At 62.9% G+C, this 25,425-nt stretch carries 16 protein-coding genes; 7 read left to right on the forward strand and 9 right to left on the reverse strand.

Annotated features, from left to right (window positions below; all coding sequences use genetic code 11):
* Positions 1-8: 8 nt before the first annotated feature.
* Positions 9-1,067, reverse strand: coding sequence for an ATP-NAD kinase family protein (locus CS390_RS03040; protein WP_099773439.1), 1,059 nt, complete (start codon positions 1,065-1,067; stop codon positions 9-11).
* Positions 1,068-1,347: 280 nt separating this feature from the next.
* Between CS390_RS03040 and CS390_RS03045 the strand changes: the two genes are divergently transcribed.
* Positions 1,348-3,228: a sigma-54-dependent Fis family transcriptional regulator gene (locus tag CS390_RS03045; RefSeq protein ID WP_099773440.1), complete on the forward strand. Its 1,881-nt coding sequence runs from the start codon at positions 1,348-1,350 to the stop codon at positions 3,226-3,228.
* Positions 3,229-3,291: 63 nt separating this feature from the next.
* On the opposite strand, the gene accC is transcribed toward CS390_RS03045, so the two are convergent.
* The 6 genes from accC to CS390_RS03075 all read right to left on the reverse strand — a co-directional run bounded on the left by accC (position 3,292) and on the right by CS390_RS03075 (position 11,426).
* Positions 3,292-4,653 (reverse strand): acetyl-CoA carboxylase biotin carboxylase subunit, encoded by a 1,362-nt coding sequence (gene accC / locus CS390_RS03050; protein WP_065757950.1) that lies wholly within the window; start codon positions 4,651-4,653, stop codon positions 3,292-3,294.
* A 17-nt stretch (positions 4,654-4,670) separates the two neighbouring features.
* Positions 4,671-5,129, reverse strand: coding sequence for an acetyl-CoA carboxylase biotin carboxyl carrier protein (accB, locus tag CS390_RS03055; RefSeq protein WP_065757951.1), 459 nt, complete (start codon positions 5,127-5,129; stop codon positions 4,671-4,673).
* Positions 5,130-5,219: 90 nt separating this feature from the next.
* The gene (aroQ, locus tag CS390_RS03060) at positions 5,220-5,672 is read right to left on the reverse strand and encodes a type II 3-dehydroquinate dehydratase (protein WP_065757952.1); all 453 of its coding nucleotides are present in this window, start codon (positions 5,670-5,672) and stop codon (positions 5,220-5,222) included.
* Between the two features lie 172 nt (positions 5,673-5,844).
* A complete protein-coding gene (locus tag CS390_RS03065; RefSeq protein ID WP_099776522.1) occupies positions 5,845-7,626 on the reverse strand; it encodes a protein-disulfide reductase DsbD in 1,782 nt (593 codons plus the stop codon).
* A gap of 113 nt (positions 7,627-7,739) precedes the next feature.
* Positions 7,740-9,701: a methyl-accepting chemotaxis protein gene (locus tag CS390_RS03070; RefSeq protein WP_099773441.1), complete on the reverse strand. Its 1,962-nt coding sequence runs from the start codon at positions 9,699-9,701 to the stop codon at positions 7,740-7,742.
* Between the two features lie 108 nt (positions 9,702-9,809).
* Complete coding sequence (locus tag CS390_RS03075) at positions 9,810-11,426, reverse strand: PleD family two-component system response regulator (RefSeq protein ID WP_099773442.1); 1,617 nt, start codon at positions 11,424-11,426, stop codon at positions 9,810-9,812.
* Positions 11,427-11,708: 282 nt separating this feature from the next.
* Between CS390_RS03075 and CS390_RS03080 the strand changes: the two genes are divergently transcribed.
* The 4 genes from CS390_RS03080 to speA all read left to right on the forward strand — a co-directional run bounded on the left by CS390_RS03080 (position 11,709) and on the right by speA (position 15,956).
* On the forward strand, positions 11,709-12,782 hold the full coding sequence (locus CS390_RS03080; RefSeq protein WP_099773443.1) for a DUF2333 family protein: 1,074 nt from the start codon (positions 11,709-11,711) through the stop codon (positions 12,780-12,782).
* Between the two features lie 4 nt (positions 12,783-12,786).
* Positions 12,787-13,323, forward strand: coding sequence for an NUDIX hydrolase (locus tag CS390_RS03085; protein ID WP_099773444.1), 537 nt, complete (start codon positions 12,787-12,789; stop codon positions 13,321-13,323).
* Between the two features lie 193 nt (positions 13,324-13,516).
* Positions 13,517-13,888, forward strand: a complete 372-nt coding sequence (locus CS390_RS03090) for a translation initiation factor Sui1 (RefSeq protein WP_065757957.1) — start codon at positions 13,517-13,519, stop codon at positions 13,886-13,888.
* 154 nt (positions 13,889-14,042) lie between these two features.
* Positions 14,043-15,956: an arginine decarboxylase gene (gene speA / locus CS390_RS03095; RefSeq protein WP_065757958.1), complete on the forward strand. Its 1,914-nt coding sequence runs from the start codon at positions 14,043-14,045 to the stop codon at positions 15,954-15,956.
* Positions 15,957-16,162: 206 nt separating this feature from the next.
* Here the strand turns inward: speA and CS390_RS03100 are convergent, their stop codons facing one another.
* Entirely contained in the window at positions 16,163-17,527 is a 1,365-nt protein-coding gene (locus CS390_RS03100; RefSeq protein WP_099773445.1) for an MATE family efflux transporter, read from the reverse strand.
* A 171-nt stretch (positions 17,528-17,698) separates the two neighbouring features.
* On the opposite strand from CS390_RS03100, the gene CS390_RS03105 reads away from it, so the two are divergent.
* A complete protein-coding gene (locus CS390_RS03105; RefSeq protein ID WP_099773446.1) occupies positions 17,699-22,597 on the forward strand; it encodes an alpha-2-macroglobulin in 4,899 nt (1,632 codons plus the stop codon).
* A 65-nt stretch (positions 22,598-22,662) separates the two neighbouring features.
* Here the strand turns inward: CS390_RS03105 and CS390_RS03110 are convergent, their stop codons facing one another.
* Positions 22,663-22,956 carry a hypothetical protein gene (locus CS390_RS03110; RefSeq protein WP_065757961.1) on the reverse strand — a complete coding sequence of 98 codons (294 nt, stop codon included), beginning with the start codon at positions 22,954-22,956 and terminating at the stop codon, positions 22,663-22,665.
* A gap of 104 nt (positions 22,957-23,060) precedes the next feature.
* Between CS390_RS03110 and pbpC the strand changes: the two genes are divergently transcribed.
* A complete protein-coding gene (gene pbpC, locus CS390_RS03115; protein ID WP_065757962.1) occupies positions 23,061-25,415 on the forward strand; it encodes a peptidoglycan glycosyltransferase PbpC in 2,355 nt (784 codons plus the stop codon).
* Positions 25,416-25,425: the final 10 nt, after the last annotated feature.

Genomic DNA, 25,425 nt, shown 5'->3' on the forward strand with positions numbered 1-25,425 from the left:
GGGTTGTCTCAGCACGGTTGATTCGCAGGGTGTTGCGGGTGTTCACGGCCAACGGCCAACAGGCGATGGCGGGCGGCGTAGGCGAGTACCGCTTCGACATCGATGCTCAACGGGCCATGGCCGTCGAGGGTGATGGTGGGGCGGTCCTGCTCGCTGAACTCGATTTCGCGTTCACCGTCCAAGGCCAGGGTGCCGCTGGCAAGGCTCAGTGAGTGGGCCACGCCAGGTGTCAGGGTGCCGGCGGCGGTGACTCCGCAGCCCAGCAGCAGGCCGGGTGCCAGCGGTGCCAGCAGGGCCTGGTCGGCGTGGGGGTGCAGGCGTACCCAGGCGCCCTCGGGGGCATTTCGAGGTACCGGACACCACAGCCCGCACAGTGCCGAGAGGCCGATGGCATGAGGTTCGGCGAAGGTCACGAAGACTTCCGCAAGGTCTTCCGTGCGGCTGATGGCGCGGGCACCGACAAAACGTTGTGGCGACACCGCGACGTCCACCAGCGCCCATTCACAGATACCTCGGTTGGGTTCGCGCACGAGCAGGCGTTTGTTGCGCCGCAGGCTGACCGGTGCCGGCACCCGGCCACTGGCATAGAGGCCACCGGCCAGGCCTGCGCTGGTGGCTTCGCGCAGTTCAGGAAAGGCATTGTTGGTGCCGGTGGAGAGCGTCAGCAGTGGGATGTCACCCACCTCGGCAGCCACTGCCTTGTGGGTACCGTCGCCACCCAGCACTGCAATGAGTGTGGCGCCCTGTTCGACCATCAGGCGGGCGGCCAGGCGGGTATCCTCGACGGTCTGGCGCAGCGGCATGTCGAGGATGCGCAGCTGTGGCCAACGCTGCTGGGCAGCCTGTGGCCCGAGGCCCGCCTTGAGTACGGCAGCGGCGATACCGGTCATGTCCGGCGGCAGCAGCACCTGGTTAACCCCGGTCGCGGCAAAGGCCGCCAACAGGCGTTGCACGGCCGAGGCCTTATCGGTGCTGGAATAGAGCCCAGCGTTGGCAGTCAGTCGGCGCAGATCGCGACCCGAAGCCGGGTTGGCGATGATGCCTACGGTGAGAACGGGATGGCTCATGGGCACACCTTTGGTTTTGTTTGTCAGGGCTAGAGCAAGCGCGGTGCCAAGGTGCCTTGAGCGATGCGCAAAGGGCCGTTCCAGAGCGGTTTTGTAGTGAGGTTGGGCGCGCGCGTGGCACGGTGCGGCAAGACGCTGGGTGTCAGTCGCAGGGGCTGTTTGCTGAGACGACGAGACGCTGCGTCTCACAGAGGCCATGGCGCAGGCAGTGCTTGTCGAGGGCCGGCAATGGGCGCTTAATGGGCCGCATAACGACAAGAACACGAGAACCGGAGGCCCCATGCTTGCCGCGAACTCCAAGGCCCACGTCGATTGCGTCAGCCGTGTGCTGAAGAACGCCGATCGTCTGCCTCAAGCGCCGGTCCCGGCGCCTATCCTCGACTCCTGGCGCCGCTCCATGGAGCAGCACCGTCTTGACCCGGCCTCGCTGCAAGGGCCACGTATCCTCTCGCAAAGCTCGCTGAATGAATGCCGCGAGCGCGCCGAGCTGTTCCTGCGCATCGCCAGTGATGCTGTGGCACGCCTGCACGGTCGGGTGCGTGATGCCGACTACTGTGTGCTGTTGACCGATGCCCAGGGGCGCACCATCGACTACCGCGTCGAGTCGACGATTCGCAACGACTGCCGCAAGGCGGGCCTGTACCTGGGTACCTGTTGGTCGGAAGGCGAGGAGGGCACCTGTGGCGTGGCTGGGGTACTGACCAGTCATGCACCGGTCACTGTGCACAAGCGCGATCACTTTCGAGCAGCCTTCATCGGCCTGACCTGCTCGGCTGCCCCGGTATTTGACCCTCAGGGCGCCCTGTTGGGCGTGCTCGATGTCTCGGCGCTGCAATCGCCGGACGACCGTCGCAGCCAGCACTTGATCCGGCAGATGGTCGTCCAGAGTGCGCGTGAGATCGAGAACGCCTTTTTCATGCACAACGCCGAACAGCATTGGGTGTTGCGCGCTCACAGTGCGCCTGGCTACGTCGACAGCCAGCCAGACTTTCTCCTGGCCTGGGATGCCGACGGGCGCTTGCAGGCGCTCAACAGTGTGGCCCGGCGGGTGGTGCTTGAGCAGTGCGGGCAGGTGCCGGAGCACATTGGCCAGTTGTTCGACCTGGAGACCCTGCGGGCCGCGACCGACGAGGCGGCCCAGCGTTTGAACTGGACTGCCGCCGGTGGCGAAGTACACGCCCGGGTCAGTTCGCCACGACGCCAGCCAGTGCGGCGGGCGACCCGAATTGGACAGCTTGCGGTCGATCCGCGAGTGACGGAAGCCTTGCGCCTGGCGACGCGGGTCAAGGACTGCAACCTGGCGGTGCTGGTCCAGGGTGAGACAGGCTCGGGCAAGGAGGTTTTTGCCCGCCAGTTGCATCAGCGCAGTGCGCGAGCGGAAGGGCCTTTTGTGGCGCTCAACTGTGCGGCAATCCCCGAGAGCCTGATCGAGAGTGAGTTGTTCGGCTACGTCGCCGGAGCCTTCACGGGGGCCTCGACCAAAGGGATGCGTGGGCTGCTGCAGCAGGCTGATGGCGGTACGCTGTTTCTCGACGAGATCGGTGACATGCCGCTAGGTCTGCAAACGCGTTTGCTGCGGGTGCTGGCTGAGGGTGAAGTGGCCCCTCTTGGGGCTTCACGGCGTGAGCGGGTGGATATTCAGGTGATCTGCGCCACGCACCGCGACCTGGTTGCAATGGTGGCTGCAGGCAGTTTTCGAGAGGACCTGTACTTTCGGCTGGCCAACGCCCGTTTTGAACTGCCGCCGTTGCGCGAGCGTAGTGACTTGTTGGTATTGATCAATCAGGTGCTGGAAGAGGAGGCGAAAGCCTGTGGTGTGCAGGTGGGGCTTGGGGCGGCGGCGCTGGAGTGCCTGTTGAGCTACCGCTGGCCGGGTAATCTGCGTCAACTGCGGCAGGTGTTGCGGTATGCCTGTGCCGTATGCAGTGCCGGCACCTTGCAGGTGGACGACCTGCCGCTGGACGTGCGCGGTGCACAGTGCCCGGCACCCGAGCAGCAGCGGGTCAGCCCGCAGCGGCAAGTGCTGCTTGACGCGCTGGTGCGTCATCGTTGGAAACCGGGTGATGCTGCGCGCGCGCTGGGAATCTCGCGGGCGACGTTGTACCGACGGGTGCATGAGCATGGCATTGAAATGCCAAGGATGCAGGCGCCGCGTACGTGAGTCCCCTATAAAACAAAAAGCCCCTGGCCTTTCGGTCAGGGGCTTTTGCGCATCACTTTCGGATCACTCCTGGTTAGCCAGTTTGTGTTCCAGATAGTGAATGTTTACGCCGCCTTTGCAGAAACCTTCATCACGCACCAGGTCGCGGTGCAGTGGAATGTTGGTTTTGATGCCATCAACGACGATCTCGTCCAGGGCATTGCGCATACGGGCCATGGCCTCGTCGCGGTCTTTGCCGTAGGTGATCAGCTTGCCGATCAGCGAGTCGTAGTTCGGCGGTACGCTGTAGCCGCTGTACAGGTGCGAATCGACACGGATGCCGTTGCCGCCTGGCGCGTGGAAGTGCTTGACCGTGCCTGGGCTCGGGATGAACTTCTTCGGGTCCTCGGCGTTGATCCGGCATTCCAGCGAGTGGCCGCGAATCACGACGTCTTCCTGGGTGAACGACAGCTTGTTGCCAGCGGCGATGCTCAGCATCTCCTTGACGATGTCGATGCCTGTGACCATCTCCGAAACCGGGTGCTCCACCTGAACACGGGTGTTCATTTCGATGAAGTAGAAGTTGCCGTTTTCGTAGAGGAACTCGAAGGTGCCAGCACCACGGTAGCCGATCTCGATGCACGCCTGGACGCAGCGGGCAAAGACTTCCTGACGGGCTTTCTCGTCGATGCCTGGTGCTGGTGCTTCTTCCAGCACTTTCTGGTGACGACGCTGCAGCGAGCAGTCACGGTCGCCCAGGTGGATGGCATTGCCTTGGCCGTCGGACAGTACCTGAACTTCCACGTGACGTGGGTTGGTCAGGAACTTCTCCAGGTAGACCATGGAGTTGCCGAACGCAGCACCGGCTTCGGTACGGGTCAGTTTGGCCGAGGCAATCAGGTCCTCTTCCTTGTGCACCACACGCATGCCGCGACCACCACCGCCACCGGCGGCCTTGATGATCACTGGATAGCCGACTTCACGGCCAATGGCCAGTGCAGTCTCTTCGTCTTCCGGCAGTGGGCCGTCGGAGCCTGGTACGGTCGGTACACCGGCGCGCTTCATGGCGTCCTTGGCCGAAACCTTGTCGCCCATCAGGCGAATGGTGTCGGCTTTTGGGCCAATGAAGGCAAACCCGGAGTTTTCTACCTGCTCGGCGAAGTCGGCGTTTTCCGCGAGGAAGCCGTAGCCTGGGTGAATGGCGGTAGCGCCGGTCACTTCAGCCGCGGCGATGATTGCCGGGATGTGCAGGTAGGACTGGCTGGCCGAAGCCGGGCCGATGCAAACCGATTCGTCGGCCAGGCCCAGGTGCATCAGCTCGCGGTCAGCCGTGGAGTGTACGGCGACGGTCTTGATGCCCATCTCTTTGCAGGCACGCAGGATCCGCAGGGCAATTTCACCGCGGTTGGCGATCAGAACTTTTTCCAACTTCGCAGGTTTCAACATCGTTGGCTCTCCGCGGTTCAAACGATGGTGAACAGCGGCTGGTCGAACTCAACCGGCTGGCCGTCTTCTACCAGAATGGATTCAATCACACCGCTGGTTTCAGCTTCGATGTGGTTCATCATTTTCATGGCTTCGACGATGCACAGGGTGTCGCCTTTCTTCACGGTCTGGCCAACTTCAGCGAAGTTTGGCGAGGTTGGCGAAGGCTTGCGGTAGAAGGTACCGACCATTGGCGAGCGAACCACGGTGCCGTTCAGTTTTGGCGCGGCGGCAGCTTCGGCAACCGGGGCTGCAGCAGCGGGTGCAGCGGCAGGTGCGACGGCAGCAGCCATAGGGGCTGGCGCGTAGTACTGCTGAGCTGGAGTCTTGCTGTGGCGGCTGATCCGTACGGATTCTTCGCCTTCCTTGATCTCCAGCTCGTCGATGCCGGACTCTTCCAGCAGTTCGATCAGTTTCTTGACTTTACGGATATCCATGAATCATCAACTCCCAAGGTTCGGTCAGGGGCGTATAAACGTGTAATCAAACGTTTCTATGAGCCCGGCCAATGGGCCAGGTACTCGTTATCAGGGCTTTGCGTTCGCTGCCAATTGCTCCAGTGCAGACTCCAGGGCCAGCCGGTAACCGCTAGCGCCCAGGCCGCAGATCACGCCTACGGCGACATCTGAAAAGTAGGAGTGATGGCGAAAAGGTTCACGCTTGTGCACGTTAGACAAATGCACTTCGATGAATGGGATGCTCACCGCCAGCAGCGCGTCACGTAATGCGACACTTGTGTGCGTAAAAGCCGCCGGGTTGATCAGGATGAAGTCCACGCCTTCGTTGCGTGCGGCGTGGATACGGTCGATCAACTCGTACTCGGCATTGCTCTGCAGGTACTGCAGGTGGTGGCCAGCGGCACGGGCGCGCTGTTCCAGGTCCTGGTTGATCTGATCCAGGGTCACGGCACCGTAAACACCAGGCTCGCGGGTGCCAAGCAGGTTCAGATTGGGGCCATGCAGTACCAGTAGCGTTGCCATCTGCGGATCCTTTTTTATTCGTGCGAACACATCAGCGCGGCGACTATGCCGCAAGCACGGGGCAGTGTCCAGTTACCTGCAATAGCCAGCACGATGAGCGAGATTCACGCAAAATATATGACCATTTTGTTAATTTTGGTCATGCATGCCGCTTTTTTACGACCACAGCAAGTTATAGACGCAGTTCGCTGCGAATGCGCAACAGATGTTCAGCAAATTCGCCGGCGTTTGTCTCGCCAACCACTCGGGCGTCGGTTTTTTCGCTGCCGTTCGCCGCAAAAAACATCAGCGCAGGTGGGCCGAACAGGTGGTAGCGGTCGAGCAGGGCGCGTTGTTCGGCGGTGCTCTCGGTGATGTCGAACTTGATCAAGCGAAAGCCTTCCAGATGCGCCTGGACAGCAGGCGCACTCAGTACCTCGCGCTCGATCACCTTGCAACTGATGCACCAGTCGGCGTACCAATCCAGCACCACGGGTTGCCCTGCCGCTTTGGCCTCGGCCAGGGCGGCGTCGAGTGCTGCGGGTGTGCGCACCTTCTGCCACGCGTCGGCCTGGGCGCTGGCGATGGCACTGGCGCTGCTTGGCAGGTGCGTTTTGCCCAGTGGCCTGAACGGGTCGGTCTGGCCACTGAAGGCGCCATACCAGCAGGCCACTGCATAGGCGAGCAGTAACAGGCCGAGCAATTGCGTCAGGCGTCGGGCCGGGCTTTTCTCGATGAACTCAAGGGCACCGAGGAACAGTGCGACACCCGCCGTCAGCAAGCCGATCAGCACCAGGGTCACTTCGCCCGGCAATATCCGGCTTAGCAGGCCGATGGCCAGACCCAGCAGCAAGACACCAATGGCATTTTTCACGGTGACCAGCCAAGGGCCGCTTCTTGGCAGCCAGGCGGCACCGCCGGTGGCGACCAACAGCAGCGGCGCCCCCATGCCCAGGCCCAGGGCAAAAAGCTTCAGCGCGCCGCCCAGCGCATCGCCACTGGCGCTGATGTACAGCAGGGCGCCGGCCAATGGTGCGGATACGCAGGGCGATACCAACAAGCTGGAGAGGATGCCAAGCACCGCCGCACCAAGCAGTGAGCCGCCGCGTGTACGCCCGGCAATATGGTCAAGGCGAGTGCTCACGGCCAACGGCAAACGCAGTTCAAACAGACCGAACATCGCCAGGGCAAAGACCACGAAGAACAGCGAAAACGGCACCAGTACCCAGGCCGATTGCAGGCGCGCCTGCAGGTTCAGTTCGGCGCCGAACAGCCCCATCAATGCGCCCAGCAGGGCAAAGCAGGCGGCCATCGGCAGGACGTAGGCCAGTGACAGGCTCAAGCCTCGCCACCCACCGATATGGCCGCGCAACACCACGCCGGAGAGAATCGGCAGCATTGGCAGTACGCACGGGGTGAAGGTCAGGCCGACGCCGGCGAGGAAGAACAGCAGCAAGGCTTTCCAGTCGGTATGGGTACTGGTCTTGGCCGTGTCGGCTGGCGCCGCGCCGCTGCCCGAAATGCTCAGGCGCTCAGTTTCCGGTGGGTAGCACAGGCCTTTGTCCGCGCAGCCCTGGTAGGTCACCAGCAGGGTGAAGGCGCGCTTATCGGCGCCCCGTGGCAGGGTGATGTCGAGGATGCCGTGATACACCTCGACATCGCCGAAGAATTCGTCGTGCTTGGCTTCGCCTTTGGGCAGCTGTGCGCCTCCCAGTGCAATGTCGGCGGGTTCGCTACGGAACTGAAAGCGGTGTCGGTAGAGGTAGTAACCCTCGGCAGCGACGAAGCGCAGGGTGATGGACTGCGCATCGTCCTTGACCAGGCTGAGCTTGAACGCTTCGCGTACTGGGAGGAAATCGGCGCTGTTGTTCAGCGTGGTGGCGCCTAGCGTTGCACTCGGACGGCTGTCGAGCAGGCCGGCGGTGGCAACGGGCAGGGCCAGGAGCATAAACAGAAGGCAAAGCAGACGGCGCATGACAATCTCGCGGAACGGGTATGGGCGCATCATAGCGGAGTGTGCCGAGACGTGCAGGCGCCGCGCACCCCCTTACATCCCGCGGATGCCTTTACAGGCATCCGGTGCGCCACTCAAACCCTGAATGCGCGAACGGCAGTGTTCAGTTCGCCCCCCAGCCTGAGCAACTGTTCGCCCTGTTCACGGCCCTCGCCGATACGATGCAGGTTGTCTTCACCCAAGGTGTGGATGCGCTCGCTGTGATCACGAATTTCACTGACCGCGCCACTCTGTTGAGCCGTGACATCTGCGATACGCTCGGCGGTGGCAGCGATGGTCTGGATTGCCCCGACGATTTCATCCAGTGCGCCGTCGGCGGCCTGGGCCTGGCTGGCGGTCGCTTCAGCATGTTCAACCTGCGCACGCATACCTTCCACCGAATGGCGTGCGGCCTGTTGCAAGCGCTCGATCAGCGTTTGAATTTCTCCAGTAGCCCCCGTCGTGCGCTGCGCCAGCGAGCGGACTTCTTCGGCGACCACGGCAAACCCCCGGCCCATCTCGCCAGCCCGTGCGGCCTCGATGGCCGCGTTGAGGGCCAGCAGGTTGGTCTGTTCGGCAATCGAGCGGATCACCGTCAGTACACCCCCGATGGTTGCCGACTCCTGAGCCAGTTGTTCGATCATCTGGGCGTTGCCCTGCACCTCGCCGACCAGCGAGTGCAGCCCGGTCAGGCTTTGGCCAATGACTCGCTGCCCCTGCTCGACGGCACGCCCGGCACTGCGGCTGGCATCGGCAGCCTGGCTGGCATCGCCAGCGACCTGGACAATCGTGGCCTCCAGCTCACCCAGCGCGTCGCGTATCTGCGCTGTATCTCCGGCCTGGCGCTCGGCGCCATCGTGCAGGGCACTGCTCATGTTGGCCAAGGCATGGCTGCTGCCGGCCACTTGTTCGGCATTGCTGCGCAACGTGCCAACCAGTTCCACCAGATAGATGCGCAGGCGATTGAGCGAGTCCTGAATATCGCGCAACTCGCGGTTGGTTGCGCCCAGGGCGATGGTCTGGCTGAAGTCGCCTTCCGCCCAGCGCGACAGTGCCGGGGAGAGGTTGGTCAGCACCCGCGTCAAGCGTCTCTGCAGGGTGTCGATCAACAGCGCAATCAGCAGGATCATGGCAATCATGACACCCTGGATCAGGCGTACTTCACCCTGTATCTGCGCGTGCTGGCTACGCACGCCTGGCTCCAGTTCGGCAATCGCCTGTTGTACTGCTGCAATGCGCTCATGGGTGCTGTTGGCCAGCTCGGCGCGGCGTTGAATCTGTTCGCGGGTGCGTTGAAGCTCGCCCGGATAACGGCTTAGCAGGCTGTTAAGCTCGCGTTTCAGGGCGATGCCGCTGTCTTCGGCGACGGCGGTGGTCTCGCTCTGCAAGCCCATCAGCGCGGCGAAGTCGTCTGTGCTCGAGGCCGTGCTGGCGGTGACGCCCAGCAATGGCAACTGGTCGAGGGCGCGGGCTTGGCCGACGATGCTTTGCAGCTCGCGCTCGACCTCGTCGGCCAGTTCGCTGCGACCACTGCTGACCAACTTGTCGCGTGCCAGTGAGAGCCTGCCCAAATGCACGCTGGCATTGAGCAGCGCTTGTGGGTAGTGCCCGGCGTCGGGGCTGTTGCTGCTCTGGGCATACTGCGCCAGTTGTTCAAGTGCCACCCCAAGCTCGCGTTCGGCTTGCAGCAACAGGGCTTGAGGGTCGCCGGCAAGCTTGCCGGCGGCCAGTAGCTCGGAGCCGGTGAACGCCTGCAGGCTGTCCAGGCTTGGGCGCAGGCGAGCGGCCAGGTCGTCGGGGAGAACACTCAGTTGTGCCTGCAAGTCGACGATAGCCTGCTGTGCTTCAGCATGGCGCAGCGCATCGCCGCTATTCAGGTAGTCCTGAATGTTGCGCGCGGCCTGGTTCTGAAACTGCTGGGACAGGCCCAGGTAGCGCTCCATCAGCAGATAGGGGCGCTCCAGCGCATGCTGTGACCACCACAGTGTCGCGCCCAAGGCCAGGCAGACGGTGACCAGCAACAAGGTGTTGAGATTGGTAAGCAGCTTCAGGCGCATATCCAGGGTCTACCAACGGCTGAATGGTAAGCCTCTGAAGTTATTGCGTTTTTGTTACGAGGTTATGACGAAGGCGCGGAAGAACTAAAAAAAACTGGCACATTGCCTTTATGGTTCGCTGCGCAGCACGGTGTTGCGTCCTGCAGCCTTGGCCCGGTACAGCGCCTCATCGGCGGTGGTTGCCATGCTCAACGCATCGAGCCCATCGTTCAGTTGTACAACCCCGGCGCTGAACGTGCAGTACAGGTCGCGCGGCTGGGCCGGGTAATGAATTTCGGAGAAGCGTTGGCGGATCTCATCCAGCACTTTGTGTGCGGCATTCAGGTCTGTACTGGGCATGACAATCGCAAACTCTTCACCGCCATAGCGACCAATAAAGTCGGTCTTGCGCAGGCGTTGTTTCAGAAACAGCGCCAGGCTTTTGATCACGCGGTCGCCCATGGGGTGGCCGTGGCTGTCGTTGACCTTCTTGAAGTGATCGATGTCGAGCATTGCAAAGCTCAATGGGCGCTCTTCGCGACGGGCGCGGAAGCTGCAGTCTTCAAGCAATTGCAGGATGTGCGTGTGGTTGTACAGGCCGGTGAGGCTGTCGCGCACCATGCGTGCATTGAGGTTGCGCGCCCGTGCTGCACGGTTGCGTACCGTGGTGATCAGATGGTGCGAACGTATGGGTTTGGTCAGGAAGTCATCGCCGCCCTCGCTCATGGCTTCGAGCTGCTTGTCCAGGTCGTCCTCGGCCGACAGGTAAATAATCGGCACACTGACATAACGATCGTTCTGTCGGATGACCTTGGCCAGCTCTGGCCCCGTGCAGCCCGGCATGTACAGATCAAGAATGATCAGGTCTGGCTGGAAGTCGGCCAGCTCAGCCATGGTTTGAATCGGGTCGGTGAGGGTGCGGGTAACGATGCCTGCGTTGTTCAGCAAGCGCTCGGTGTAGATGGCTTGAGCCCGCGAATCATCAATGACCAGTACCCGGAACGGCTCGTACTGAGTCACGCTGGTCAACAGCTCGACCTTTTCCAGCAGGCTGGAGGCTTCCAGCGTGCCGGTCAGGAATTCCTGGCCGCCAGCACGCACGGCAGCCAGGCGCGTCGGCGTATCGGTTTCGTGCAGGCTGAAGAACAATAGCGGAAGGGGCTGCTCCAGCCCCTGTTGAGCCTGGGCCGCCAGATGCAGGCCTTGCCCGCTGCCGGTGAAGTCGACGTCCATGACGAGGGCGGCCGGCAGACGCTCGGCCATCGAGGCCCGAAAGGCTTCGGCGCTGTTCAGTGCCTGTACCCCTAGGCCAAAGAACTCCAATTGCGTCGCCAGTCGCTCTGCCCGGTCATGGTCTTGCAGCATGATGTAAACCGGCTTGCGCAGCGGCGGCAGCGGGGTCTGCTCAAGCTGGTCGCCCTGGCGCAAGCCAGTGCGCGACAGGCGTTGCATCAGGCGGTTGAGTTCATTGATCAAGCCGCTGCTCAGGCGCGCACCGTTAGCCTCTATGGCCTTCAGGGTTTGCCCTATTGCCTCGGCCAGTTGACTGTGCTCAGGCTGGTCAAAGCGCTCGGCATAACGCTGCAGTCGCAGGTTGGCTTCGCACAGTTCACCGAGGTCATTGCTCGACCACTCGCTACGCTGCAGGCGTTGCCAGATCTCAAGTATCTGCCGAGCCTGGTGAATGACCCGCTGGGCAAAGTGCTGTTTGAGGCGCTCACGATTTGGGTCTTCTGGCTCGGTCATATCCTGACTACTTATATAGGGGTGAGGCTGAGTTCCAGTGATGGCTCTATGCTAGCACTACTTTTCAGGCGATCGCGTGTCTTGCGTCAAATTACCGCGTTGCCTGCAAATTCAGTTTGTGACCGGATAGTCGCTTATGCGAAGCAGCCGGGTTGATTTATAGTGCAACGCATGATGCCGACCCCCGGCAGGCGAGCGGCTGTGAAAAGCACAGGGTACGCCGGCGCAATGCCTGGGCTTGCGGTCGAACCTTTGAACCGACGTGACTGAAAGGACAATGCCATGCTGGACTGGAAAAACCGTACAGGCAAAGCCGAGGCGAGCGAGCGGGCTGGTACCCGTGAAACAGCAGCGGGCAGCTATTTCAGCGGCCTGTTGTTCAGCCGGGCGCTGGGAACACTCATTGCCCTTTATCTGTTGGTGACGATTGCCCTGGGCTGGTACTGGAGCGAGGAGCCTGACCTGTTCCCGGTTCAGCAGAACGCCCAGGCTGCAGCTGAGCGCACGGGCAAGCAGATGGTGATCGGCTATACCACCATCGAAACCCTCAAGACTGTTTCCGGTACGTTGCTGCACAAGCCCGGTGGCTATATCTCCAACGACCGTTTCCCGCCAGGCCTGTGGATGGACAACATGCCGAGCTGGGAGTACGGCGTGCTGGTCCAGGTGCGTGACCTGAGCCGCGCCCTGCGCAAGGACTTTGCCCGCTCCCAGTCGCAGTCCACCGAGGATGCTGACCTGGCCAAGGCCGAGCCGCGCTTCAACTTCGATAACAAGAGCTGGATCTTGCCGTCGAGCGAGTCGGAGTTCCAGGAAGGCATCAACAGCCTGACCCGTTATCAGAACCGCCTGGCCTCGCCTGACCAGCAGGGCGCGCAGTTCTATACCCGTGCCGACAACCTGAACAACTGGTTGGGCGATGTCGCCACGCGCCTGGGTTCGCTGTCCCAGCGCCTGTCGGCCAGCGTCGGTCGGGTCAAGCTCAATACCACCCTGAAAACCGAGTCTGTGGTTGCCGGCCAGGTACCGCAATTGGATGAGGAAGTGGTCGAGACCCCGTGGCTGCAGATCGACAACGTGTTCTACGAGGCCCGTGGCCAGGCGTGGGCGCTGTCGCACCTGCTGCGCGCTATCGAGGTCGACTTCGCCGACGTGCTGGCGAAGAAGAACGCCACCGTCAGCGTGCGTCAGATCATCCGCGAGCTGGAGGCCTCCCAAGAGCCTCTGTGGAGCCCGATGGTACTCAACGGCAGTGGCTTCGGCATGTGGGCCAACCACTCGCTGGTGATGGCCAACTACATTTCCCGGGCCAACGCCGCAGTGATCGACCTGCGCCAACTGCTGTCGCAAGGCTGAGGCGGTGGCCATCTCTTCCCGCGAGGCGGCGCATCGCGCCGCTTCAGATGCTGAGCGCATCGTCTGGGTCGACCGCGATGATGCCGAGCTGGGTGCCATGCAACGGGCCGAGTTGCGCGAGCGCGGCTTGATCGGTCGTGGCACGTTCATTCTGCTGTTCAACTCGGCCGGGCACCTGTGCGTGCACCGGCGCACGCTGAGCAAGGCGCTTTATCCGGGCTATTGGGATGTGGCCGCTGGTGGCATGGTGGCGGTGGGTGAAAGCTACGCCGCCTCGGCAGCGCGAGAGCTGGAAGAAGAATTGGGCGTAACCGGTGTTGAGCTGACGGCCCATGAGCGTTTTTTCTTCGATCAGCCCGACAACCGTTTGTGGTGCGCGGTGTTCTCGGCCGTCTGGGACGGCCCCCTGCGGCTACAGCCGGAGGAGGTCAGCGAGGCTCGTTTTCTACCTCTGGAAGCGGTCATGGCCGACAGCCTGGTGCAGCCGTATTGCCCCGATTCACTGGCCGCGTTGAAACGTTACCTCGACCGTCAATCCTGAGGTCGCTAAATCTGCCTAAAATGGCGCAGATTTGTACTTAGCATTTGCTGCATTTGTCGTTACACTGCGCGGCCTTTTAAAGCCGGGACTGTTCGCAGACCCGGTTGCGCTGCCCCTGCCAGAGTGGGGCTTCGCGGTCGGTACCTCGCTCGGGGCATCGACCAGTTTTTGTCCTCACGATAGAGGATCAAAAGTGGCCAAAAAAGCCGCATCATTCGCTGCCCTTGGCGGCCTGGTGTTCTCCACCGATGCAGGTCGGCATTGCCCGGACTGCAGCCAACCCATCGATGCCTGCATCTGCAAGCAGACGGCCATCCCCGAAGGCGATGGCATTGCTCGCGTGCGCCGCGAAAGCAAAGGCCGTGGCGGCAAGACCGTTACCACCATCAGCGGCGTGCCGCTGCCCCTCGAAGCACTCAAGGATCTGGCCAGCACGCTCAAGCGCCGCTGTGGAACCGGTGGTGCCTTGAAGGACGGTGTCATCGAGATCCAGGGCGATCATGTCGAGCTGTTACTGGCAGAACTGGTCAAACAGGGCTTCAAGGCGAAAAAATCCGGTGGCTGATCGGCCCCGTCGCGATTTTTTGCATTCCCGTTTCTAAACTCGTTCCCGTAGGAAGGGTCTACCCCTGAACACGGAAGACCGTCATTTTCAGGATTTACACTGCGCCCGCTCCGGGCTGGCCGGTGTTCTTCGATTTTTTATATAGGGGACTTCGATGTCCGTACGACGCACACGCAAAGACGATGGCAGCCAATGGACCGTTGCGGACAGCCGCAGTGTGTATGGGATCCGCCATTGGGGGGCCGGGTATTTCGCGATCAACGAGGCCGGGCGCGTCGAAGTACGCCCCAACGGGCCGGGCAGTGCGCCGATCGACCTGTTCGAGGAAGTCGATGAACTGCGCAAGAGCGGCTTGTCGCTGCCATTGCTGGTTCGTTTCCCCGACATCCTGCAAGACCGCGTACGCCAACTGACCGGTGCTTTCGACGCCAACATCGCGCGCCTGGAATACCAGAGCAAGTACACCGCGCTGTACCCGATCAAGGTCAACCAGCAGGAAGCGGTGGTGGAAAACATCATCGCCACCCAGGACGTGTCCATCGGCCTTGAGGCAGGCTCCAAGCCTGAGCTGCTGGCCGTGTTGGCGCTGGCGCCGAAGGGCGGCACTATCGTTTGCAACGGTTACAAGGACCGCGAGTTCATCCGCCTGGCGCTGATGGGCCAGAAGCTGGGCCACAACGTCTTTATCGTCATCGAGAAAGAGTCGGAAGTGGCGCTGGTGATCGAAGAAGCCGCCGAACTCAAGGTCAAGCCGCAGGTTGGCCTGCGTGTGCGCCTGTCGTCCCTGGCTTCGAGCAAGTGGGCTGACACCGGTGGCGAAAAATCCAAGTTCGGCCTGTCGGCGGCACAACTGATCTCGGTGGTACAGCGCTTCCGTGATGCCGGCCTGGATCAGGGTATCCGCCTGCTGCACTTCCACATGGGTTCGCAGATCGCCAACCTGGCGGACTACCAGCACGGTTTCAAGGAAGCCATTCGCTACTACGGCGAACTGCGCGCCCTGAACCTGCCGGTCGATCACATCGACGTCGGCGGTGGCCTGGGCGTGGACTACGACGGTACCCACTCGCGCAACGCCAGTTCGATCAACTACGACATGGACGACTACGCCGGTGTCGTGGTCGGCATGCTCAAGGAGTTCTGCGATGCGCAGGGCCTGCCGCACCCGCACATCTTCTCCGAGAGCGGTCGCTCGCTGACAGCCCACCACGCCGTCCTCGTAGTGCAGGTGACGGACGTTGAGAAACACAACGATGAAGTGCCGACCATCGAAGACAAGGAAAGCCTGCCGGAAACCGTGCAATGGCTGATCGACCTGCTTGGCCCGACTGACATCGAGATGGTCACCGAGACCTACTGGCGCGCCACGCACTACATGAGTGACGTCGCTGCCCAGTATGCCGATGGCAAGATTACCCTGGCCCAGAAAGCCCTGGCCGAACAGTGCTACTTCGCCGTCTGCCGCCGCCTGCACAACTCGCTGAAGGCGCGCCAGCGTTCGCACCGTCAAGTGCTGGACGAGCTCAACGACAAGCTGGCCGACAAGTACATCTGCAACTTCTCGGTGTTCCAGAGCCTGCCGGACACCTGGGCGATTGGCCAGGTACTGCCGATCCTGCCGTTGCACCGTCTTGACGAAGAGCCGATGCGCCGCGCTGTGCTGCAGGACCTGACCTGTGACTCCGACGGCAAGATCAACCAGTACGTCGACGAGCAGAGCATCGAGACCAGCTTGCCGGTGCATGGCATCAAAGAAGGTGAAGACTACCTGCTGGGTATCTTCCTGGTAGGTGCTTATCAGGAAATTCTGGGGGACATGCACAACCTGTTCGGTGATACCGATTCGGTGAACATCTACCAGAACCCGAACGGCAGCGTGTACCACGCCGGTATCGAAACCCACGACACCATCGAAGACATGCTGCGTTACGTGCACCTGTCGCCGGAAGAGCTGATGACGCACTACCGCGACAAGGTCGCCAGCGCCAAGATCAGTGCCCGCGAGCGCACCCAGTTCCTGGATGCCCTGCGCCTGGGCCTGACGCGTTCTTCGTACCTGTCCTCGTAACACGGCGTCGGCTGCCATCGCGGCCAAGGCCGGCTCCTACAGAGATCCGTGCAGAACACTCCATTTCTGTAGGGGCAGGCTTGCCTGCGATGGCATTGGCGGGGCGTCAGTAAGTGCGCGGCGCCCGCATCGTTGGCAAGCCAACTCCTACAGGGATCAGTGTGGAGCACTGCATTGTCTGTGTGGCAGGCTTGCCTGCGATGGCATCAGCGGGATTTCAGTGCGTGGGTGGGCTCTTTGAACCATTCATTGCGTTGCTGCATCCGCCAGCTCATCAGGCCCAGTGTCACGCCGCGCAAGGCCATGAACAGCAGAAAACCCAGCCACAGCCCATGGTTGCCCAGCCCGCTTATGGCATAGGCAAAGGGGACGGCGAGGACGACGCTGAGCAGCATGCCGTTGCGCATTTCCCGTGCGCGGGTGGCGCCGATGAACAGGCCATCGAGCAGGTAGCTCCACACGGCGATCAACGGCAGCACTGCCAGGTACGGCAGGTACTCGAAGGCGGTTTCACGCACGCTTTGGATGTCGGTCTGCATTTCAATGAACAGGTGGCCGCCAAGCATGAACAGCAAGGCAAACCCCAGGCTCGCCAGCAACGACCAGCCCGCCGCCACGGTCAAGGATCGACGCAGGGCGGGACGGTCGCCGGCCCCGATGGCGTGACCGCAAAGCGCTTCCACGGCGTGGGCCAGGCCGTCCAGTGCATAGGCCGTGAGGAGCAAGCCGTTGAGCAGCAGGGCATTCGCTGCGACGGTGGCATCGCCTAAGCGGGCGCCCTGCACGGTGATCAGGAAGAACACCGCCTGCAAGGCCAGGCTGCGAATGAAGATGTCCCGGTTGACGCTCAGCAGCGGTCGCCAGCTCTGCCAGCGGCGTAGCGCTGCCCAGGCCAGTTTGCCCGGGTAGGCGCGCAGGGCCGAGCGGGTCAAGGCCAGGCCGAGCAGGGCAGCGCTCCACTCGGCGACCACCGAAGCCCGCGCCGAGCCGATAACGCCCCAGTCCAGGCCCATCACGAACCAGAGGTTGAGCACGATGTTCAGCAGGTTGGTGGTCAGCAGGATCGCCAGCGGTGCACGCGCATTCTGGGTGCCGAGGAACCAGCCTACCAGGGCGAAGCTGGCCAGGGCGGCCGGCAGGCCGAGCAAGCGGGTCTGGAAGAAGTCATGGGTGGTTTGTGCCAGCGCCTGCGAGGGTTGCATCACGCTCAACGCCAGGTGGCTGAAGGGGATCGCCAGCAGGCCCAGCAACAGGGCGAAGCACAGCGCCAGCGCCAGCCCTTGCAGCAGTACCTGGCGCAAGGCAGCGCCGTCCTCACGGCCGGCGGCTTGTGCGGCAAAGCCGGTAGTGCCCATGCGCAGGAAGCCCATCACCCAGGCCAGGACGGTATAGAGGCTGGCACCGACGGCCACTGCACCGAGTTGGTGGGCATGGGGCAGGTGGCCGATCACGGCACTGTCGACCAAGGCCACCAGCGGTACGGAGATGTTCGAAAGAATCATCGGCGCGGCCAGCGCCCACACGTTACGGTGGGTCGGTCGGTCGCGCCAATCGGCGATCAGTGAGGTCATGCAGGCTCCTTGTCAGCCCGCATTGTAGTGGACAGACGGCACTAATGGGCCGACAGGCGGTCTGAGCGCCTAGCCTGTGGCTAAAGCGTGCATTTGCGCACGCTTGCCCTGATGCTGATGAGATATAGTTCACCCCTTAAAGACACTGCTGCCCAAGAGAGTTCATCTCCCATGTTCAACAAAGGATTGTTGCTGGCCTGTGCGCTGGCGCTATTGAGTGCCTGTGACTCGTCATCCGTGGATAAACCCGCGCCTGCACCGGCAGAGAAGGCGGCGCCCAGCGCGCCCAAGCCCGCGCGTGAAGATGCGGCAACCCTGGCCCAACGCTACGCCGGACGCGAGTTGAGCGTGGTGGATGTGTCCGAGGTGCAGTTGGATGGATCGAGCACCTTGTCGGTGTCATTCAGCGCACCACTGGACGCTCAGCAGCCATTCGCCGAGCGCCTGCACCTAGTCGATACGGTAAAGGGCAAGGTTGACGGTGCCTGGGAGCTCTCTGATAACCAGATGGAGCTGCGACTGCGGCACCTGGAGCCCAAGCGCAAGCTGGTGCTGACCATCGACGCCGGGCTGTTGGCGGTGAATGGCAAGCGCCTGGCTGCCGAGTCGGTCAGCCGCCTGGAAACCCGCGACCTGGAGCCGACTGTCGGTTTCGCCAGCCGCGGCTCGCTGTTGCCGACCCGCGTGGCCGAAGGCCTGCCGGTGATCGCGCTGAACGTCGACAAGGTCGATGTCGAATTTTTCCGGATCAAGCCTGAAGCGCTGCCGACCTTCCTGGGGCAGTGGGGCCGCAACAGCAGCCTGCAGACCTATGAGTCCCGCGAGCTGTTGCCGATGGCCGAGTTGGTCTATGGCGGTCGCTTCGACCTGAACCCGGCGCGCAATACCCGTGAAACCCTGCTGTTGCCGATCGCCGGCCTCAAGCCGCTGCAACAACCGGGTGTTTATCTGGCGGTCATGCGTGCCTCGGGTACCTACAACTACTCGCAGCCGGCCACACTGTTCACCCTCAGTGACATCGGCCTGTCGGCGCACCGTTATCAGAACCGCCTCGATGTGTTTACCCAGGCGCTGGAGGGCGGTAAGGCCCTCAGCGGTGTGGAGGTCGAACTGCTCGACAACGAGGGCCGTGTGCTGGGCCAGGGCAAGACCGATGGCAGCGGCCACGCGCAGTTGCCGGCAGCGGCCAAGGCTGAGGTGCTGTTGGCCAAGCAGGCTGAACACACCACGATGCTGCGGCTGAACAACGCCGCGCTGGACCTGGCCGAGTTCGACATCACCGGGCCTCTGGCCAACCCTTTGCAGTTTTTCGTGTTTGGTCCGCGTGACCTTTATCGCCCGGGTGAGACGGTGCTGCTCAACGCGCTGCTGCGTGATAAGGACGGTAAGCCGGTCAAGCCGCAACCGGTCACGGTCGAAGTGCGTCGCCCGGATAACCAGATCAGCCGCAAGTTTGTCTGGGAGCCGGGTAGCGAGGGCCTTTATCAATACGCCCTGCAACTGGCTGGCGAAGCGCCGACCGGGCGTTGGGAGTTGCTCTTCGACTTCGGCGGCGGTCAGCGCCAGGTCTACGGCTTCATGGTCGAGGACTTCCTGCCCGAGCGCCTGGCGCTTGAACTCAAAGGCAGCCCGACACCCCTGAGCCCTGATGAAACTGCCGAGATATCGGTCAATGGCCGTTACCTCTACGGCGCCCCAGCGTCGGGCAATCGCCTGAGCGGCCAGGCCTACATCCGCCCACTGCGGGAGGCGGTGCCGGCCTTGCCCGGCTACCAGTTCGGTTCGGTTACCGAGCAGGAGTTGAGCCAGGATCTGGAGCTGGACGAAACAACCCTGGATGCCTCCGGTGATGCCACGCTCAGCATCGAGAGCAAATGGTCCGAAGCCCGTTCGCCTTTGCAGTTGACGGTGCAGGCAAGCCTGCAGGAGTCCGGAGGCCGACCAATCACTCGCCGGCTTGAACAGCCGATCTGGCCTGCCGAGCGGCTGCCGGGGCTGCGTGGCCTGTTTGACGGTGAGGAAACCGATGGTGACGGCCCGGTAGAGTTTGAACTGCTTGTCGCCGACCGCAACGGCAACAAGCTGGCGGTGGATAACCTGCGGGTGCGCCTGGTGCAGGAGCGCCGTGACTACTACTGGAACTACTCCGAAAGCGATGGTTGGAGCTACAACTTCAACGAGAAGTACCTGACCCAGAGCGAAGAAACCGTCAGCATCAAGGCCGGTGGTACTGCCAAGATCAGCTTCCCGGTCGCGTGGGGCCCGTACCGTGTCGAGGTGGAAGACCCGCGCACCGGGTTGGTCAGCAGCTTGCGTTTCTGGGCCGGCTACCGCGCCCAGGACAACACCGACGGCGGCGCCGTACGCCCAGACCAGGTCAAGCTGGCGCTGGACAAGAAAGCCTATGCCGATGGCGACACCGCCACGGTCACCGTGACCCCGCCCGCTGCAGGCAAGGGTTACTTGATGGTCGAGTCCGCCGATGGCCCGCTGTGGTGGGAGGAAATCGACGTGCCGGCCGAAGGCAAAGCCTTCGAGGTCAAGCTGGACCGCAAGTGGGCGCGGCACGATCTGTATGTCAGCGCCCTGGTGATTCGCCCGGGTGAGCGCAAGGCCAACGTCACGCCCAAGCGTGCCGTGGGTATTCTGCACCTGCCGCTGGAGCGTGCCGAGCGCAAGCTGGCGGTCAGCCTGACGGCGCCAGAGAAGATGCGTCCCAAGCAACCTCTGACGGTCAAGGTGCAGGCGCGTAACGCCGATGGCAGTGTGCCAAAACAGGTGCATGTGCTGCTGGCAGCGGTTGACGTTGGCATTCTCAACATCACTGAATACGCAACGCCTGATCCATTTGCCGCGATGTTCGGGCGCAAGGCCTATGGGGCCGATCAACTGGATATTTACGGCCAGTTGATCGAAGCCGGTCAGGGCCGCCTGGCCAGCCTGGCATTCGGTGGTGACGCCGGCCTGACCAAAGGTGGCAAGCGCCCGGACACCAGCGTCACCATCGTTGCCCTGCAAAGCGCGCCGGTGACCCTGAACGAGAAGGGTGAAGGCCAGGCCAGTGTCGATATCCCGGATTTCAACGGTGAGCTGCGGGTGATGGCCCAGGCCTGGACCGAAGACCGCTTCGGCATGGCCGAGGCCAAGACTGTCGTCGCCGCGCCGCTGATTGCCGAGCTGTCGGCGCCGCGCTTCCTCGCCGGTGGTGATCGCACCACCCTGGCGCTGGACCTGTCGAACCTCTCCGGCAAGGCACAGAACCTTACGGTGCAGTTCAGCGCAGATGGTCAGCTCAGCCTGATGCGCGCCGCCGAGCAGCAAGTGCCTTTGGCTGAAGGCCAGCGCAAGACCTTGCTGATTCCGGTGCAGGCCGTTGGTGGCTTGGGGCAAGGGCAGGTCAAGGTGCAGGTGCAAGGCCTGGTGCTGCCAGGCGAGCCGAACACCGTGTTCAGCCGGGAGTGGACCTTGGGCATACGCCCGGCGTACCCGGCGCTGCTCAAGCATTACCGCGCAACGCTCAGCGATCAGCCATGGAGCCTGCCGCAGTCGGAACTGGCGGTGTTCGAGCCGGCCGGCCTTGAGGCGAGCCTGGCCTTGTCCAGCCGCCCACCGCTGAACCTTGGCGAGCAGATTCGCGCGCTGGAAGCCTACCCGTATGGCTGTGCCGAGCAGACCACCAGTGGCCTGTACCCCTCGCTCTATGCCGATGACGCGACACTTAAACGCCTGGGCCTGAAAGGCGAGGCTGCGGATAAACGTCAGCGCAAGATCGAAGTCGGTATTGAGCGTTTGCTGGGCATGCAGCGCTACAACGGCAGCTTCGGCCTGTGGAGTGCTGACGGTGAGGAAGAGTACTGGTTGACCGCCTATGTCACCGACTTCCTCCTGCGTGCCCGTGATCAAGGCTATGCGGTGCCGGCCGAAGCCTTGAAGAAGGCCAGTGAGCGCCTGCTGCGTTACGTGCAGGAGCGTAACCTGATCGAGGTGCGCTACAGCCAGAACGCCGAGCACAGCCGCTTTGCCGTGCAGGCGTATGCCGCGCTGGTATTGGCGCGCAGTCAGCAAGCACCACTGGGCGCCCTGCGCAGTTTGTTCGAGCGTCGTAGCGATGCGCGCTCGGGCCTGCCGCTGGTGCAGTTGTCCGTGGCTTTGGACAAGATGGGCGACAAACCGCGCGCCGAACAGGCGATGCAGGCCGGGCTGGCGGTTACCCGTGATAGCCGCTACTGGCTGGGCGACTACGGTAGCCCGCTACGGGATCAGGCCTTGATTCTGGCCCTGCTGGAAGAAAACAACCTGGCGGCGGGCAAGCGTGAGGCTCGGTTGTTCGAGTTGTCGGACCTGTTGGCGGCCAATCGCTGGTTGTCGACGCAGGAGCGCAACGCCCTGTTCCTGGCCGGGCGCGGTTTGCTCGGCAAGCCAGAGCAACCCTGGACCGCTCGCCTGGAGGCTGGTGGCGAGGTGCGAGAGCTGAGCCAGGCACAGCCTGCAGTGAAGCTTGAAAGCACTGCGCTGGCTCAGTCGTTGACCGTACAGAACAACGGTGACCAGACCCTCTACCAGCAACTGACCTTGTCGGGTTATCCACAGGTGGCGCCACCGGCCGGTGGCGAGAACCTGAGCATCCGCCGCGATTACCTGGGCATGAACGGCCAGCCGTTGGACCTTAATGGCCTGAAGAGCGGCCAACTGGTGTTGGTACACCTGGCGGTGAGTGCCAGTCAGCGTGTGCCGGATGCCTTGGTGGTCGACCTGCTGCCTGCCGGCCTGGAGCTGGAGAACCAGAACCTGGCGCAAAGCGCGGCCAGCCTGGACAACGCCAGCAGTGCGGTGAAGGAGTGGCACAGTGCGATGCAGAACGCGACCTTGCTGCATCAGGAGTTCCGTGACGATCGTTATGTCGCGGCGGTGGACCTGGACGGATACGGCACCACGCACCTGCTGTACCTGGCCCGTGCAGTGACCCCGGGTGTTTACCGGGTGCCACCGCCACAGGTCGAGTCGATGTACCGGCCAAACTGGCAGGCGGTCGGCGAGGCGCGTGGGTCGTTGGTGGTCAAGGAGCGCTGAGTCTGCTGCCAGTGCCTACAGGGTGATGTCTGTCCTGTAGGCACCGGCCTTGCCGGCGAGGGTGGTCAATGCACCACCCAGCTCAGAATCCACAACCCCAGCAGCAACCAGATGATCCCGATAATGATCGAGGCGCGCATGAATGCGCGAACCGCCGAGTACAGCACCAGCAGCCCGACGATCAGCGTGAGGATGCTGACCAGCGAGGTGTCCATGCCCAACGTGCGCGAAAGGCCTTCGATAAAGCTGCCGCCAGCGTTGGACAGCAGGCTGAACAGGCCATTGAGGCCATCCACTACAAAGCGGATCAAGGCGCCCAGCGCTTGGCCGAGCCATTCGAAAAAACCTTCTACATGCATAATCGCTTCCTGATAATCATCATGGCAGCTTCGCCATTTTCCAGCCTTTGGCCACTCACGGGCCGGCTCGGTTCCCTGTGCCCGGAACAAGGTGTCGGCACGTGATGTTCAGCGTAGTTCGCCCTGATAGTCGCACGGGTAGATGGCTTGCGGGCATCGCGGCGAGTGGGTTGCTGCTGTGCGCGCTGCTATGGCTTGCCGACCGTATCTGGCCGCTGCCGTTGCCTGCGGATGACCTGGCCCGGGTGGTGCTGGCGGAGGATGGTACACCGTTGTGGCGTTTCGCCGATGCCAATGGCGTGTGGCGCTACCCGATCACTCCTGAGCAGGTGTCGCCCCTGTACCTGCAGGCCTTGCTGACCTACGAGGACCGCTGGTTCTATCGCCATCCCGGGGTGAACCCCTTGGCCTTGGGGCGCGCTGTCTGGCAGAACCTGCAGGGTGGCCGCGTGGTGTCCGGTGGCAGCACATTGTCGATGCAGGTGGCGCGACTGCTCGACCCGCATGCCAGAACGCTGCCCGGCAAGTTGCGCCAGCTCTGGCGTACCGCGCAGTTGGAGTGGCACCTGTCCAAGGACGAGATCCTGCAGATCTACCTCAACCGCGCGCCCTTTGGCGGAACATTACAAGGGGTCGCGGCGGCGAGCTGGGCGTACCTGGGCAAGTCACCCCAACAACTGACCCCGGCCGACGCCGCGCTGTTGGCGGTGTTGCCGCAAGCACCGAGCCGCCTGCGCCCTGATCGTCACCCGCAGCGTGCCCAGGCTGCACGTGACAAAGTGCTGCAACGGCTGGCCGAATACCGGGTGTGGCCTGAGCAACAGGTTGCCGAAGCGGCGCAGGAACCACTGTTGCTGGCGCCACGTCAGGAGCCGACACTGGCCCCGCTGTTGGCCCGGCGCTTGAACCGTCCGGGCAGCCCGCCATTGATCCGCACCACCCTCGATGCCGCCCTGCAACGCCGTCTGGAGGACCTGCTGCTGGGGTGGCGCGCGCGCCTGCCTGAACGTACGTCGGCAGCGATTCTGGTGGTCGAGTCGCAGACCATGGCCGTGCGCGCTTACTTGGGCTCGGTCGATCTCGGCGATACCCGGCGCTTCGGTCATGTCGACATGATCAGTGCCCTGCGCTCACCCGGTTCGACCCTCAAACCGTTCCTGTTCGGGATGGCGCTTGATGAAGGGTTGATTCACTCCGAGTCGCTGCTGCAGGACGTACCTCGGCGTTACGGCGACTACCGTCCCGGCAATTTTTCTCAGGGTTTCAGCGGGCCGGTTTCGGCCAGTTCGGCCCTGGCCTTGTCTCTGAACCTGCCCGCGGTGCAATTGCTTGAAGCCTATGGGCCGAAACGCTTTGCCGCGCAGATGCGTCAGGGCGGCATGCCGTTGACGCTGCCACCACTGGCCGAGCCCAACCTGTCGTTGATCCTGGGCGGAGCGGGCAGCCGTCTGGAGGATCTGGTCAGCGGTTACAGTGCCTTTGCCCGCAACGGCATGAGTGCCGCGCTGCGTTTGCAGCCCGACGACCCACTGCTGGAGCGGCGCCTGTTGTCGCCGGGTGCGGCGTGGATCACGCGGCGCATTCTCAGTGGCCAGGCCCGCCCAGACCTCGACCCCCATGCCGAGTTGGTGCAGCGGCCACAACTGGCCTGGAAGACGGGCACCAGTTATGGCTTTCGTGACGCCTGGTCGATTGGCGTTGGCCCACGCTACCTGATCGGGATCTGGATCGGGCGCCCCGATGGCACACCGGTGCCGGGCCAGTTTGGCTTGGCCTCGGCGGCGCCGTTGATGCTGCAGGTGCATGACGTGTTGAGTAACCGCGACAGCCAGCGTGGCATCACCGCACCGGTAGCAGCCGTACCGGCCAACGTTGGGGTGGCAGCGATCTGCTGGCCACTGGGCCAGCCGATGGCCCGGCAGGATGACAACTGTCGGCGGCAACGTTTCGCCTGGACGCTTGATGGCACCACGCCGCCGACGTTGCAGGCGCTTGATCAGCCCCTGAGTGTGGGCTTGCTGGAAAAGGTCTGGGTCAATGACCAGGGCTTGCGTGTCGATGCGGCGTGCCCCGGTGCCCATGCACGCGACATCGCCTTGTGGCCTGCGCCGCTGGAACCGTGGTTGCCCCGGGTGGAGCGACGCGAGGCACGGTTGCCGGCCATTGATCCACGGTGCCCGCCGAAGGTGCCGGACGCCACCGCGCCGTTGTCGATTGTTGGTGTGCGCAACGGCGACCAATTGCGCCGACCGGCGACCAGTCGCGACGCGCTGCAACTGAAAGTGTCGGCCTTGGGTGGCAGTGGCCAGCGCTGGTGGTTTCTCAACGGCGCGCCGGTAGGCGAGACCGCTGCACAGGATAGCCTCACGGTCAGTTTCGAGCAGGCCGGCCGGTATGAGTTGAGTGCACTCGACGCCAGCGGGCAGACCGCGCGCATCGAGTTTCAGGTCAACGACTGAGCCGCAGCCT

It is taken from the genome of Pseudomonas sp. HLS-6, assembly GCF_002753995.1.
GTDB lineage: Bacteria > Pseudomonadota > Gammaproteobacteria > Pseudomonadales > Pseudomonadaceae > Aquipseudomonas > Aquipseudomonas defluvii.